This window comes from Poseidonibacter lekithochrous, assembly GCF_013283835.1.
In the GTDB taxonomy this organism is placed as follows: domain Bacteria; phylum Campylobacterota; class Campylobacteria; order Campylobacterales; family Arcobacteraceae; genus Poseidonibacter; species Poseidonibacter lekithochrous.
This window is the reverse complement of sequence record NZ_CP054052.1, coordinates 2,068,618-2,081,641: the sequence shown is the minus strand read 5'-3', so window position 1 is coordinate 2,081,641 and position 13,024 is coordinate 2,068,618. Positions and strand designations below refer to the sequence as shown.

The window sequence follows — 13,024 nt, the reverse complement described above, 5'->3', positions numbered from 1 at the left end:
ATAATAAGCATCCTTAAACTTAACGTAACAAAAAAGTCACTAAATAGTCATTAATGATAATTGTTATCATTTTAATAAATAATTAAGGAAATTTGCTTTACAATTTTGATAATTAATTTCAAAATAACTTAAAAAAAGGGAATACATGAAAAAATTTATTAAGATTTCAGTTATTGCATCTTTACTTGCAACTTCTGTTTATGCTGACTACAAAGATACAAAAACTAAAGTAGTTGATAAGACTTTTAACACAGCAGGAGCAATGCTTGCTTATACAGAATTTGAACTTTCTGGTGAGCCAATGGCTGAAGGACTTGGATTAGATTTAGATACTCTTGATCCAAATGCGATTAACCAACCAACTCAATTTGATTATACTGCGGGTATTGAATCTTACGAGTATTCAGAAGAAGCAATGTATGCTTTAAACTATCAATCAAAAATGGGACCTCATTTAGTAAATGGATTATTAAATGCTAAAAGAGGTGGGGATATGACTTCACTTGCAAAAAGATTTATTAAGTTTGCACAAGTAACTGGAAATGATCCTTCAATTTTACCTCTAAATATGCACCCAACTGCACTTCCATATATTGCAGGTAATCCTGAATTAGCACAAAAACCTGATATGACTATTGTTAATAATGACGAAGTAGTTGTATATAAAGATGGGAAAGAGATTGTTATTAAAACTGCTGTTCCTGCTTATTTAAGAGATTATAAAACACTAGCTTGGCAAGACTCTGGAATGGATAAAACATTTAATGCTGCTGCATTTGGTGCTGCTTTATTAAAAGACACTATGTGGGCTCAGGATTTCTTAGGTGGAATGCACGTAATAGAAAATGATGAAGAAGTAGAAGCTACAAGTTCAACTATGGATCATGATGGTAAACACGCTCTTGGGGTATCTTCTGCTGATGGTGTAAATGGTGCTATTTTAACAGAACTTGCTTGGGAGAGAATCTTATTTATGCAAGAGAAACTTGGATTTGATGGTAAGAATTTAAATACTAAATTTACTCCTTCTTATGATGCAAGTAAACCTGTATGGTTTGCACATAAAGTTGCAGTTACAGAAGGAGAGGCAAATGGAACAAAATCTATTGCTTCTTTAAAAGTAACAGATTCAAAATCTTCATTAAGAGATACATGGCAAGTATTATGGCCAATCTCAGAGTTCTACGCATATTCTGACCAAAGAGTAAACAATGCTAATCAAAACCCTGCATTTTTAAGTGTATTTGATGGTGAGCCTTTCAAAAATGCTCCAAAGAAAAATACTGATTCAAATAGATCAAATGATATTAAAGCTGATGATGCATTTTCAGTTGCAGCAAATGTTCAAAACTTAATGTTTGAAAATATCTCAACTATTCACTTTGATAAAAAAGCTGGAACGTTAGTAGATACTTACAATGGTAAAAAAGGTTCAACAGTTACTACTTATGATGCTGCTTATTCTATTGAAGCTTTAAGAATCTTCCAAAGAGCAATTGATGCACTTCCTGTTGGATATGGTTCTGCTGATGGTGCTAAGTCTTTAGAATCTGCACAAGGTAAAGAGGCATTAAGTCTTATTAAAACTCAAGCTGATTTCTTAGTATCTAAACTAAAAGGTAAAGATGGTTTATACGCTAATACTTATGATATTGCAAAAGCTTCAAAATCTGGAAAATCTGTAGGTACTCAATTTGCAGTTGTTAGAGGTTTAACAGCAGCATATTTAGCTACAAAATCTGAAAACTATAGAGATGAAGCTAGAGCTTTAGTACTTGCTATTGAAAAAAATATGTTTGATAAAAATATCGGTACTTACGTAGATGCTTCAAAAGAGTATACTCCTTATTCAATTGCAGCAGTTAGTGGTGGATTAAGAGATGCTATTAATCATCTTAAAAATGAAGGTGCTGAAAAAGAAAGTGCACTAGAACTTCAAAACTTAACACAAAGATTTACTTCTTGGTTCCAATTAGTTGTTAATGGTAATAAGTTAAACGAGGGTGCTCAATTAGCTGAATGGTTATTAGATTCTGGAGAGTTTGTAAAAGCAAATGATTTAAATGATTCTAATGCAGATGGAGATAATGTTCCTTCAATTGTATCAGCAGGTGGGGAAAATGGAACAGCTATGACAATGGCTGGAAAAGTGAAATTATCTAAATAGATAAAAGAATAACTAAGGATTTAATCCTTAGTTATAAAGTGAAATTATTTTACGATATGTCCTACAAATTTAGACATGTTGTTTAGAATTTTTTCACCTCTTCTAAATCCAAGTCCACAAGCTTCAAAAGCGTAGAAAATACCAGCTTGGTAAGTAACACCATTGGCATCTGTATTTAACTCTACATATTCTTGATAGATTGCTTTATGACCTTCATAAACTCCATCAGTTTCAACATCAATAGAACCATCTTCATTAATGATTTTTGTGTTGGCACCTTCTCTACCAAAACATCTTTTCTCAACTTGTTTTTTACCTTCTAAAGGCTCAAACGAAGTTTCTAATAATAGTGGATGATTTGGGTATAAATCCCATAATACTTTCATAAATCCTTTTGATTGGAACATTAAAGTATATGCAGGATTGAAAATAATAGCTTTTTTCTCTTTGATGATTTCTGCTAAGATTAGAGCTAATTCACTCTCATCAATTGCAATATCTTCCCAAGGAATTAGTTTGAACCAGAATTCAAAACTTTGTTCATTTGCAAAAATACCTTCATCAGCAAACTCTACATTTTCCATATATTCAAAGTCAGTATTAAATCCTGCTTCATCTGCAATATGTTGTAAAAGTTTTGTAGTATTAATATCTTCGCTTGAAGAAGAAATAGAAGAGAATAAAATCTTCCATCCTAGTTTTTCATAATACTCATCAAATTTTTCAATTTCTGAATCAAGAGTAATAATTCTTTTGAAGTTCTCTTTTAGTCCTTCATAAAGATTATTGAATTGTGATGCTTCATCTAATCCGTTTGCTTTTAATAATGCCCATTGAATTACAGCTGTTTCAAATAATGAAGTAGGTGTATCTGCATTAAATTCAATTAGTTTAATAGGTTTACCATCAAGTCCACCTGCTAAATCAAATCTTGAATATAAATGCCAATGAACATCGTTTTCCCATGATTCTTTGATTATTTCTACTAAGTTAAATGGAATATTTAAATCATGGAATAAATCGTTTTCAACTACGTATTCTCCAGCTTCACAGAACATATCATATAGTTCGTTTGTAGCTTCATAATATGCGTCTGCTTCTTCTTCAGAAATTTCTACTACTTCATCTGCTACATACGATGAATTGTCTTCATCTGTATGCCATACAAATCCAATAGATTCTAAATATTCATCTGTTAATGGTTGTAATTTTAATAAATTCATCTATTAACCACCGAAGAAAGAACCAGATTTTTTTGGAGTAGATGATGATTTACTTCCAAAGAATCCGCTTTTTTTACTAGAAGATGTTTTGTTTGCTGAACTTTTTGCTTTTGAAAAAGAACTTTGAGATTTACTATATGTTTGTGGGCTTTTATATTGAGTTTTTCTTTGGTTTTGGTAGTTTTGATTATTGAATAATTTATTACCTAACCATGATCCAATCATAGCTCCTGCAATAGATGATAATAGAACTCCACCAAGTCCCATTCCTCCATTACTTACTTCTGCTTCTGGATTTGTAAGAGGTGATGTACCATTATCGATTTTCACTTCTTCTGCTTTTACTAAAGCATCGATTTCATCTTTTGCAAGGATTCTTTCTGAACCATCTGGTTTTCTTAGTACGATTGTAGTTTTAGAAGATGGGAACTCATCTGCAATTGCATATCTTCCATCAGCTGATTCTTCAATAATTACAAATGCACCTTCTTTTTGAGCAGCACTTGCAAAAGCATCACTTTGTTGAAAGTTTTGTTGATTATTTGATTTATCTTCACATCCTACTAGTCCTGAAACTAGAATAGCACCTAATCCTCCAACCATAGCATAGTTTGAGATTTTCTTAATATGATTTTTCTTTTTCACTTTAAAAACCCTTTTGTTTGTTTCGTTATATAAATTTTAGATATATTACTAAATAGTTGCTATAAAATAGATGAAGAAGAGAGTTTATTTGATTAGAAGCTTTCAGCTTTACACAAATGCTTTTTCTCATTTGCTACTCTTAGACATTTTTTACAAATAAAATGTGGGTGATTTACTACTTTAACAATTTCATCTTTGTATATATGAAAGTCTGCTTTTTTGATACCACAAAGGTTTTTTATTTTTTTCATAATGAATGCTTTTTTCTTATTATATGATAGTTTTGAATAAAGAAATATAAGAAAAAAAAGTTAATTTCCCTATGAATAAAGCTGTAGTTTTGGTATTGTAGATACTGCTTTTATAATATCACTTTTTGATACTATTCCTACTAGGGTATCTTCTTCATCTACTACTGGAATTGCATCTAATTTAAAATCAATCATTACTTTTGAAACTCTTCTAATATCTGTAATTGGATCAGTAGTAATTAGCTGTGGTAGGTATAAATCTCCTACTTTTTTTGATAATATTTCTCTGCTGTTTTCTAAGTCTTCAAGGATTAGATTTAGGATGATTTTTTTGTTTATTAAACCTAGGATTTTTTTGTCATTTGACAGTATTGGTACTTGGCTTACTTGGGCGTCTTTTAGGGTATTGTAAGAATCCATTACTGTAGCATTCTCTAATAAAAAAATGCAATCAACAGTCATAATATCTTTTACATGATATACAGCTTCTGTAGTATCAATATTTGCCATTTGTTTGTAGACATTTAGTTGTTCTTGATTTGCTTTGTTTTGATTGTTTTCTTGTTTTTTACTCAGTTCTTGGAACAAAGTATCATCATCAGGTTTAAGTGATACATCTGATGGAGCATCTGTATTTTTGATTTGATATAAGTTATCCGCGCTACTTCTAATAGCTACACTTCCGTTGTTATATATGGCAAACATCTATATCACATCCTTTTGTAAGTATATGTAATATGATAATACACTATATTAAATAGATGATTAATGAAATAAAGAGTTAATTATAAGTTTTTTTGTTTTTTCTTCTCTTTTCTAAGAGAGTAGATAATTCCACAAATACCCAATACATCAAAAGCTACAGTAAACCAAGCTTGATAATAAAGTGCATAAGTTCCCCAACAAAATAGGGAAATAAAAAGTAGTCTTTTTACATCATAGTTTTTCTTTGCAATTGTAGCTAAGGTAGTAGTAATACCTGCAAGTACCAATAATAATCCAATAGGTTCTTGAAGCTTATAAAACAAATACATTGTAAAAATAGGTAAGAAATACTTCACTATCTTCTCTATTTTACTTAGTTCTAAACTACCTAGGAAAAATAAAGTAGCAATAACTACAGACTGTAAAGCCCCATGTAATCCACCACTATAATATAAATCAGGAATAATCAATACAACAGCAGTACCAATATAAAGCTTTGAGCGAGATGGACAAGTCTGAGCAGTACCAAGACCGTGTAATAATACTGATAAAGTTCCAATGATAGATAAAGTTAGTGCGCTCATATATTCCTATGCTTTTAATTACTTGTGTTTATTTGAATGGAATAATAGATAAGAAGCCCTAAATACTAGCTTTAATCTAAATATCTAGGCTAATCTTTTTTAGATAGTTGCTGATTTTTGGTAGATTGTCTTTTCTACATACTAAACATGTTGGAATATCTACTATATCTTTACTTACTACTGTACTTTTTACTTTGCTTATGTATCCGTATTTTTTCACAATTGATTTTGGTAAGATTGTGCTTCCCATACCTAATTCTACGCAAGCTAGTATTACTTCAAAATTTGCTAGTTCTAAGACTGGATAATCTTCTATTCCTAAATGCTCATAATACTTTTTTGCTCCATTAAAAAAAGCACAAATATCTTGATGTCCCAATATTGTATTACAAGTTTTGTTCTTTTTTGATTCTACAAATAGTAGTTCGTTTTCATATCTTTTTAGTAAAACTATATCTTCATGGCTTGGTTCGTTGTTGATAAAGGCTATATCGACTTTGTATTCAACAATCATTTGTTTTATAGCTATTGTATTATTTGTAATTAGCTCTAATCTTATATCGGGATGGTCTTGATTTAGTTTTTGTAAAAGAGGGATTAATCTCATTTTTGTATTTGAATATGTAGAAGCTATTACAAGGGAGTCTTGCTTTTTGATATTTCTTATTTGGTTTTGGGCTTCTTTTACTTTATCTACTATTTCTATTGCTAAGGGAAGTAGTTTTTCTCCTTCTTTTGTGAGAATTACTCCTTTTGGAATTCTATGAAATACTTCAAATCCTAGGTTTTTCTCTAGCTGTTTTATTCTAAGGCTTACATTTGTTTGGGTTACTTTTAGTTTCTTTGCACCTAGGCTAAAGCTGTTTTTTTGGGCAACGGCTACGAAAACTTTCAATAAATTTGAATCCATATAACTATCCTTTATATAATCAATAATTATGTATTATTTGACATGACTTAACTAATAGTAATACAATTCTTCTTAAATAAAACATACTATATACATGTGAGGATTTATTATGGAAATCAATAAAGTACTAAATATATTAAAAGAAGAAATCGTTCCAGCTTTAGGATGTACAGAACCAATAGCAATAGCTTATGTGAGTGCAAAAGCAAAACAAATATTAGGAGTATTACCTGAAAAACTAGATATTTATGTATCAGGGAATATGATAAAAAACGTAAAATCAGTAACAATCCCAAACAGTAATGGAATGATAGGAATAGAATCAGCAGTAGCTCTAGGAGTTAGTGCAGGAAACTGTGATAAGGAGCTTATGGTAATAAGTTGTCTAGATAATGAAGACATCAAAAAAGCACAAGATTATCTAGATACACATGAAATAAATGTAATCCATGATAATACAGATGTAAAACTATATATAAGAGTTGAGGCTTTTTCTAAAGATGAGAGTGCAATAGTAGAGATAAAACACTTCCATACAAATATCACAAGAATTGAGAAAAATGCAGAAGTACTAATAGACCAAATCTGTAATGATTTTGATTTCAAAACTACAAGTGAAGATAGATCAATGCTTACAATCAAATCTATATATGACTTAGCAAAAAGCATAGATACTAAAATAGTAGAAGCAATCTTTGAGCAAGTAATAGAGCTAAACTCAAATATCGCAAAAGCAGGGCTTAGTGAGAAATTTGGAGTAAATATCGGAAGTCTAATCCAAAAGAATATGAACAATGGTATTTATGGAAAAGACATAAGAAACAAATGTGTTTCCTTCACAGCCGCAGGAAGTGACGCAAGAATGAGCGGATGTAGTCTACCCGTAATGACTACAAGTGGTAGTGGAAACCAAGGTATGACAGCATCTCTACCAATCATCAAATACTCACAAGAAAAAAATCTAAGCAAAGAACAACTAATAAGAGGACTAATATTCTCACATCTTTCAACAATACATCTAAAAACAAATGTAGGAAGACTATCTGCATTTTGTGGAGTGATGTGTGCGGCTAGTGCGGTAAGTGGTGCTATATCGTTCTTAGAAGATGCAGACTATGATACTGTAGCAAATTCAATAACAAACAGTCTAGGGAATATCTCAGGAGTTATCTGTGATGGAGCAAAAGCCTCATGTGCTACGAAAATAGCCACAGGAATCTATGCAGCTTTCGACTCGTCGATGTTGGCACTAAATGACAAATACCTACAAGGTGGTGATGGAATAATATCTTCAAATGTAGAAGATACAATCAAAAATATAGGTGTACTTTCTCAATCTGGTATGAAGAAAACTGATGAAGTTATATTGGGGATAATGCAGAGTAAAAATAAAGAGTAAGTTTTTATATGATTTTTCTAATTGTATGGTAAAATATGGTAAAGGATAATAAATGACTAGAAAAATGACTATTACTTTAGAAGAATCAATATTATCAGAACTTGATACAGTAGCAGAAAATCAAGGTAAAAAGAAAAGTCAAATCATTAGAGAGGCTTTAACTTCTTATTTAAATATTGCTTCAAAAGATGAAAAAGCAGAACAATGGTATAAAGAAAATAAAGAAGCAATAGATGCTTATAATAAAGAAGTAGAAGAAGAGGGTTTAATACTAAAAGATAGTAGGATGTTTTAATGGCTCAATTCGATGTATATAAAAATGGCAATCCACGAACTAATAAAAAAGTACCATATCTTATAGATGTGCAAAGTGATATATTAAAACATCTAAATACAAGAGTTGTAGTGCCTTTGTCTAGGGATAAAAAGATATTTAATGGTTTAATAAAAGAATTAAATGTAAATGATGAAAAGGTTTATTTAATAACTTCACAAATAGGTACAGCTTTAGTAAATGAGCTTAATGAAAAAGTATGTTCTTTAGATAATCAAAAAGAAGATATAAAAAATTCTATTGATTTTTTGATTTATGGGTACTAATAGATGGAAAAGATTAGAGATAAATTAAGTAAGATTAATGAAAACTGGAATAAGTTTTATATAAATAAAGAGTTTTTTCAAAAAAAAATTAATTTTACAGATGAAGTTAAAATTAATTATTATGGAGATTTAAATTTTTATTTGACAGATACTTTATCACTAATAAAAAACTTTGACCATATAGATACTGATGAAGATTATATATCTAATATAATAGTTTTATTGCAAGTGATTTACACACATCAAGATTTAATTGATGAACTTTTATACATATTTAAACTATGTCACTCTGAGTTAAAAGATAAAAATCCAAATAGGCAAATTCGAAATGAACTTATTGGACATCCAGTAAGTAGAGATAAAAAAGGTAAATTAAAATCTTCAGTTCTTTTTGATATCATGAATAAATCAAAAGATACAATAAATTATACAAAATATTCAAGTTTAAATAATTTTAAGCCTTCCGTAGAAACATATAAAGTTGAGGACATTCTTTCTAATCATTATTTATTTTTAAATAAATATTTAGATTTAATTTTGAAAAAGAATGATGAAAATATAAGTGAATATCAAAAGAAATTGAATAAAATTTTTACCATACCTTTAAATAATCAATTTTGTTATATAAAATATTTTGATAAAAATTTAATATCAAATTTAGCATATATATTTGAAAATGAATCGTTAGAATATTATTATATAAATATGAGAAAACACAGAAGATATTTATTTTGTTTAAAACAATACAAAAAGGTTTTGCTAGAAGTTATTCGGGATATTCCTACTAAAACTAATTATTATCATTTGATAAAATCTTATGATTATGAACAATTGAATAAAAAAGATTCAGTTTTTACTATTGATTTTTATTTGGATAAGTATAAAGAGAATAAATTAGTTTACAAAGAATTATTAAATATGAAAAATAATAAGTCTAATAATAAAGAATATTATGCTTCATTGAATTTTTTATGGAATTATGAAAGTAGTAAACCATTCAATAATTAAAAGAAGAGTAACCTTACTCTCCTTTTAACCCTTTCCTCATAGCCTCAACTACATCATCACCAACTTTTTGTTTAGTGAAGTATTCAAAAGCTAGAACCCCTTGGAAAAGTAGCATATCTTCTCCATCTTTTATCTCAAGACCTTTTTCTTGTGCTAGAGCTAAAAATGGCGTAACTTTACCATATACACAATCAAAAGCGTATTTAGCAGACTTGAAGGCTTCTTCTAAGATAGCTTTGTCACATGGTAGATATTCATCTTTTAGTCCTGCACTTGTAGAGTTTACTACTAGGTCGTACTCTTTTGCTTCGAAGTTATCCCATGAGTATGAAGTGATTCCTTCATTTTTGAAAAAATCTAGTTTTCCCTCAGATCTATTTAGTACTGTTACATCTATATTTGATTCTTGAAGGGCTAGGGCGATTGCTTTGGCAGTTCCTCCTGCTCCTAATAATAGTACAGATTTTACCTTTCCAAAAGACTCAATAGCTTTTAAGAATCCTGGAGCATCTGTGTTGTATGCTATTACTTTACCATTTTCATTGATGTAGGTATTTACTGCATGGATTTTTTGTGCTAATCCTCTTACTTCATCAGCATTTGCGAAAGCGTGTTCTTTATGTGGTACTGTGATATTTGCACCTTCATAAGAGTTTTCTAAAAATGTTTGTTTTATTGTGCTTCCATCTTCTAGATGATGTTTGTCATAGTTTCCATTGTAGTTTAGGTTTTCAAAACCTGCATTTTGCATTTGTGGTGATTTTGAGTGTGCTACTGGATTCCCAAATATTACGAATTTTTCCATGGTTTGCCTTATTTATTTTTTTACTATTAGATTAAATAGTGGATAGTATTGTTCATTTTTTAGTTGGTTATATACGATTTCGTAAGCTAGGACTTCAAAGCCTAAGTTTTTAGCAATACTAAAAAGCTCTTCTTTCTCATATCCGTAGTGTTCAACTCCATCGTTGTTTTGGTCTTTATGAAATGACCCATCTTCTTTGTCTAAGTCATTTATACATAAAACACCGCCATCTTTTAGTGCATCATAGGATTTTTTGAAAAACATATTTGTATCTTTTATATGGTGCATTGTTTTTGATGATATGATTAAATCAAACTCTTCTTTTGGAAGCTCTTCTTCATTCATATTGTGTTTGATAGCTCTTATATTATCTAGTTCAAACTCTGATACTTTATTGTTGAATACTTCAATCATTCCGCTTGAATAATCCATACCAGTTACATTGTTTGTTTCGTTTTTTAATGCAAAAGCGATAAACCCTGTACCACAACCATAATCCAAAATACTTGCATTATCTTTTAGTTGTAGATTGGATAACAAATCCTGAACACAGGCATCTGAACTTTCAATACTTACTTGTCTTTTATCCCAAGTTTTTGCTGCTTCATCAAATCTATTCAATTTATATCCTTTAAATTAAAAATGAAATTATATCAAAATCAATCTTTTTAATGTAAAATAAGAAAAAATAAAAGAAGAAATATGAATAATATATTAGCGATGTTCACAGATACAAGCCATGGAAACTTAGCTTATCATGTGGGTGATGATAAAAACAATGTAGATAATAATAGAAAAAACCTAGCCAAAAAACTAAACTACAAATATGAAGACCTAGTATATATGAATCAAGTACATGGAAATCACGTAGAAGTAGTGACAAAAGATTCACCAAAACTAATAGATAATTGTGATGGACTAATCACAAATGAAAAAAACCTAGCTCTTATGGTAATGGTTGCAGATTGTATTCCTATACTATTACATGATGAAAGAGCAGGAGTTATAGCAGTACTTCACGCAGGAAGAAACTCAACTTTCCAAAAAATTGTACAAGTAGCTCTAGATATTATGACAAAACAATTTGATTGTAAATCGCAAGACATAAAAGCAATTTTAGGTCCAAGTATTCAAAAGTGTTGTTATGAAGTAAGTGTTGAGATGGTAAATATTGTAGCATCAAACTTTGGGTCTGAATTTGTTGAGGGAAGATATATAAATTTACAAGGTATAAATAGATCTATTTTAGAAGCAAATGGAGTTACAAATATTGAAATCTCGCCTATTTGTACTCAGTGTTCAAACAAGCCATATTATTCATATAGAAAAGACAATAAAACTGGAAGATTTGCAGGGATTATCAAACTATAAAGAGGTTTTATCCTCTTTATAATTATACTGCTTTTTGTACTTGTAACTCTTCTATTTCTTCTGAATACTCTTTATGACCATTATAAATATCTTCATCAAGTTCATTTTCACTTTTTGCGATTAATAATGAAGTCATAGCATCCCCCGTAACATTTACAGTTGTTCTTGCCATATCTAAGATTCTATCAATTCCTGCGATGATAGCAACACCTTCAATAGGTAAACCAACAGATGTTAATACAAGAGTAAGCATAATAAGCCCAGCCCCAGGAACACCAGCTGTACCAATTGAAGCTAATGTAGAAGTTAGGATAATCACCATAAACTCTTCCATTCCTAACTCAATTCCAAAGGCTTGAGCTACGAACATAGCACATACACCTTGGTAAAGCGCAGTCCCATCCATATTAATAGTAGCACCTAATGGTAATACAAAACTAGCAACTGGTTTTGAAACACCTAGATTTTTTGTTGTATTTTGAGTAGTAACTGGTAATGTTCCTGAACTACTTGTACTTGTAAATGCAACAGTTTGCGCTGTAACAATTCCTTTGAAGAATCTAATTGGATTTAGTTTCCCAATAAATGAAATCCCTCCACCAATAGTAAATAAAATATGAATAATAGCTGCAATATAAACACCAAAGATTACTTTTCCAAGGCTTAGTAATACGTCTGCTCCATAAGATGCTGAAACCCATGCCATAAGTGCATATACCCCAAATGGTGCGAATTCCATTACGATTTCAGTCATTTTATACATAGCTTCTGACATTGAGTTAAAGAATTTTTTTGCTGGTTCGCCTTTTTCACCTGATAGATTAATAGAAATACCTAAGATAATAGCAAAGAATATGATTTGTAATACATTTCCATTAGCAAAACTTGAGAATGGATTTTTAGTAATTATATTCAATAATGTATCTATTAGAGTTGGTGCTTCTTTTACAGTCATAGTACTAGCTGCTTCAAGTGAAACTCCAACTCCTGGTTCCAAAACTATACCAACTGTAAGACCAATGGCAATAGCAATAGCTGTAGTTGCTAAATAAATAAAGAACGTTTTTAGTCCAACTCTTCTCATCTTTTTTAAGTCTTCCATTGCAATAATTCCAGTTACTAAAGTAACAAAAACTAATGGTACAATTAACATCTTAATTAGATTAATAAAAAGTGTTCCTATAGGCTTTAGTGCTTGTGCACTTTCTCCAAAAACAATACCTGTAATAAGCCCTAAAATTAGTGCCCCCACAATCTTCTGCCAAAGCGGAATATTTCTCCAAACTGTAGTCATTTTTTCTCCTTTTGTTTCATACATTTTAAGAAGCTAAAATGACCTAAAAGGGATGTTTTAGG

General features: G+C 30.2%; 15 protein-coding genes. 6 read left to right on the top strand and 9 right to left on the bottom strand.

Features of this window, described 5'->3' with window-relative positions:
* Nucleotides 1-145: 145 nt before the first annotated feature.
* Nucleotides 146-2,167, top strand: a complete 2,022-nt coding sequence (locus tag ALEK_RS09875) for a hypothetical protein (protein ID WP_071625328.1) — start codon at nt 146-148, stop codon at nt 2,165-2,167.
* Between the two features lie 44 nt (nt 2,168-2,211).
* On the opposite strand, the gene ALEK_RS09870 is transcribed toward ALEK_RS09875, so the two are convergent.
* The 6 genes from ALEK_RS09870 to ALEK_RS09845 form a co-directional block, all read right to left on the bottom strand.
* Nucleotides 2,212-3,390: a glutathionylspermidine synthase family protein gene (locus ALEK_RS09870; RefSeq protein ID WP_071625329.1), complete on the bottom strand. Its 1,179-nt coding sequence runs from the start codon at nt 3,388-3,390 to the stop codon at nt 2,212-2,214.
* 3 nt (nt 3,391-3,393) lie between these two features.
* On the bottom strand, nt 3,394-4,035 hold the full coding sequence (locus ALEK_RS09865) for a UPF0323 family lipoprotein (protein WP_071625330.1): 642 nt from the start codon (nt 4,033-4,035) through the stop codon (nt 3,394-3,396).
* Nucleotides 4,036-4,127: 92 nt separating this feature from the next.
* A complete protein-coding gene (locus tag ALEK_RS09860) occupies nt 4,128-4,286 on the bottom strand; it encodes a hypothetical protein (protein WP_164072411.1) in 159 nt (52 codons plus the stop codon).
* A gap of 69 nt (nt 4,287-4,355) precedes the next feature.
* Nucleotides 4,356-4,991: a CBS domain-containing protein gene (locus tag ALEK_RS09855; RefSeq protein ID WP_071625331.1), complete on the bottom strand. Its 636-nt coding sequence runs from the start codon at nt 4,989-4,991 to the stop codon at nt 4,356-4,358.
* An 80-nt stretch (nt 4,992-5,071) separates the two neighbouring features.
* Nucleotides 5,072-5,575, bottom strand: coding sequence for a YgjV family protein (locus ALEK_RS09850; RefSeq protein WP_071625332.1), 504 nt, complete (start codon nt 5,573-5,575; stop codon nt 5,072-5,074).
* Between the two features lie 76 nt (nt 5,576-5,651).
* The gene (locus ALEK_RS09845; protein ID WP_071625333.1) at nt 5,652-6,485 is read right to left on the bottom strand and encodes a LysR family transcriptional regulator; all 834 of its coding nucleotides are present in this window, start codon (nt 6,483-6,485) and stop codon (nt 5,652-5,654) included.
* Between the two features lie 109 nt (nt 6,486-6,594).
* Here ALEK_RS09845 and ALEK_RS09840 point away from each other — a divergent pair, with 109 nt between their 5' ends.
* Genes ALEK_RS09840 through ALEK_RS09825 form a run of 4 tightly spaced genes read left to right on the top strand, consistent with a single transcriptional unit; the run spans nt 6,595 to nt 9,492 of the window.
* A complete protein-coding gene (locus tag ALEK_RS09840; protein ID WP_071625334.1) occupies nt 6,595-7,884 on the top strand; it encodes an L-cysteine desulfidase family protein in 1,290 nt (429 codons plus the stop codon).
* A gap of 52 nt (nt 7,885-7,936) precedes the next feature.
* Complete coding sequence (locus tag ALEK_RS09835) at nt 7,937-8,179, top strand: type II toxin-antitoxin system CcdA family antitoxin (RefSeq protein WP_071625335.1); 243 nt, start codon at nt 7,937-7,939, stop codon at nt 8,177-8,179.
* The gene (locus tag ALEK_RS09830) at nt 8,179-8,484 is read left to right on the top strand and encodes a CcdB family protein (protein ID WP_071625336.1); all 306 of its coding nucleotides are present in this window, start codon (nt 8,179-8,181) and stop codon (nt 8,482-8,484) included. Before ALEK_RS09835 ends, ALEK_RS09830 begins: the two co-directional genes overlap by 1 nt.
* Nucleotides 8,485-8,487: 3 nt before the next feature.
* The gene (locus ALEK_RS09825; protein ID WP_071625337.1) at nt 8,488-9,492 is read left to right on the top strand and encodes a hypothetical protein; all 1,005 of its coding nucleotides are present in this window, start codon (nt 8,488-8,490) and stop codon (nt 9,490-9,492) included.
* Between the two features lie 13 nt (nt 9,493-9,505).
* On the opposite strand, the gene ALEK_RS09820 is transcribed toward ALEK_RS09825, so the two are convergent.
* Together ALEK_RS09820 and ALEK_RS09815 are read right to left on the bottom strand one after the other, a co-directional pair.
* Nucleotides 9,506-10,297 (bottom strand): shikimate dehydrogenase, encoded by a 792-nt coding sequence (locus tag ALEK_RS09820; RefSeq protein WP_071625338.1) that lies wholly within the window; start codon nt 10,295-10,297, stop codon nt 9,506-9,508.
* Nucleotides 10,298-10,309: 12 nt separating this feature from the next.
* Nucleotides 10,310-10,918 carry a class I SAM-dependent methyltransferase gene (locus ALEK_RS09815; protein WP_071625339.1) on the bottom strand — a complete coding sequence of 203 codons (609 nt, stop codon included), beginning with the start codon at nt 10,916-10,918 and terminating at the stop codon, nt 10,310-10,312.
* An 81-nt stretch (nt 10,919-10,999) separates the two neighbouring features.
* Between ALEK_RS09815 and pgeF the strand changes: the two genes are divergently transcribed.
* Complete coding sequence (gene pgeF / locus ALEK_RS09810) at nt 11,000-11,668, top strand: peptidoglycan editing factor PgeF (RefSeq protein WP_071625340.1); 669 nt, start codon at nt 11,000-11,002, stop codon at nt 11,666-11,668.
* A 22-nt stretch (nt 11,669-11,690) separates the two neighbouring features.
* On the opposite strand, the gene ALEK_RS09805 is transcribed toward pgeF, so the two are convergent.
* Nucleotides 11,691-12,962: a dicarboxylate/amino acid:cation symporter gene (locus ALEK_RS09805; RefSeq protein ID WP_083574556.1), complete on the bottom strand. Its 1,272-nt coding sequence runs from the start codon at nt 12,960-12,962 to the stop codon at nt 11,691-11,693.
* Nucleotides 12,963-13,024: the final 62 nt, after the last annotated feature.

Excerpts from the sequence above, each read along its gene's own strand:
- ALEK_RS09875 (WP_071625328.1), top strand. The coding sequence starts at position 146 with ATGAAAAAATTTATTAAGATTTCAGTTATTGCATCTTTACTTGCAACT.
- ALEK_RS09870 (WP_071625329.1), bottom strand. The coding sequence starts at position 3,390 with ATGAATTTATTAAAATTACAACCATTAACAGATGAATATTTAGAATCT.
- ALEK_RS09860 (WP_164072411.1), bottom strand. The coding sequence starts at position 4,286 with ATGAAAAAAATAAAAAACCTTTGTGGTATCAAAAAAGCAGACTTTCAT.
- ALEK_RS09855 (WP_071625331.1), bottom strand. The coding sequence starts at position 4,991 with ATGTTTGCCATATATAACAACGGAAGTGTAGCTATTAGAAGTAGCGCG.
- ALEK_RS09850 (WP_071625332.1), bottom strand. The coding sequence starts at position 5,575 with ATGAGCGCACTAACTTTATCTATCATTGGAACTTTATCAGTATTATTA.
- ALEK_RS09845 (WP_071625333.1), bottom strand. The coding sequence starts at position 6,485 with ATGGATTCAAATTTATTGAAAGTTTTCGTAGCCGTTGCCCAAAAAAAC.
- ALEK_RS09840 (WP_071625334.1), top strand. The coding sequence starts at position 6,595 with ATGGAAATCAATAAAGTACTAAATATATTAAAAGAAGAAATCGTTCCA.
- ALEK_RS09835 (WP_071625335.1), top strand. The coding sequence starts at position 7,937 with ATGACTAGAAAAATGACTATTACTTTAGAAGAATCAATATTATCAGAA.
- ALEK_RS09830 (WP_071625336.1), top strand. The coding sequence starts at position 8,179 with ATGGCTCAATTCGATGTATATAAAAATGGCAATCCACGAACTAATAAA.
- ALEK_RS09825 (WP_071625337.1), top strand. The coding sequence starts at position 8,488 with ATGGAAAAGATTAGAGATAAATTAAGTAAGATTAATGAAAACTGGAAT.
- ALEK_RS09820 (WP_071625338.1), bottom strand. The coding sequence starts at position 10,297 with ATGGAAAAATTCGTAATATTTGGGAATCCAGTAGCACACTCAAAATCA.
- pgeF (WP_071625340.1), top strand. The coding sequence starts at position 11,000 with ATGAATAATATATTAGCGATGTTCACAGATACAAGCCATGGAAACTTA.
- ALEK_RS09805 (WP_083574556.1), bottom strand. The coding sequence starts at position 12,962 with ATGACTACAGTTTGGAGAAATATTCCGCTTTGGCAGAAGATTGTGGGG.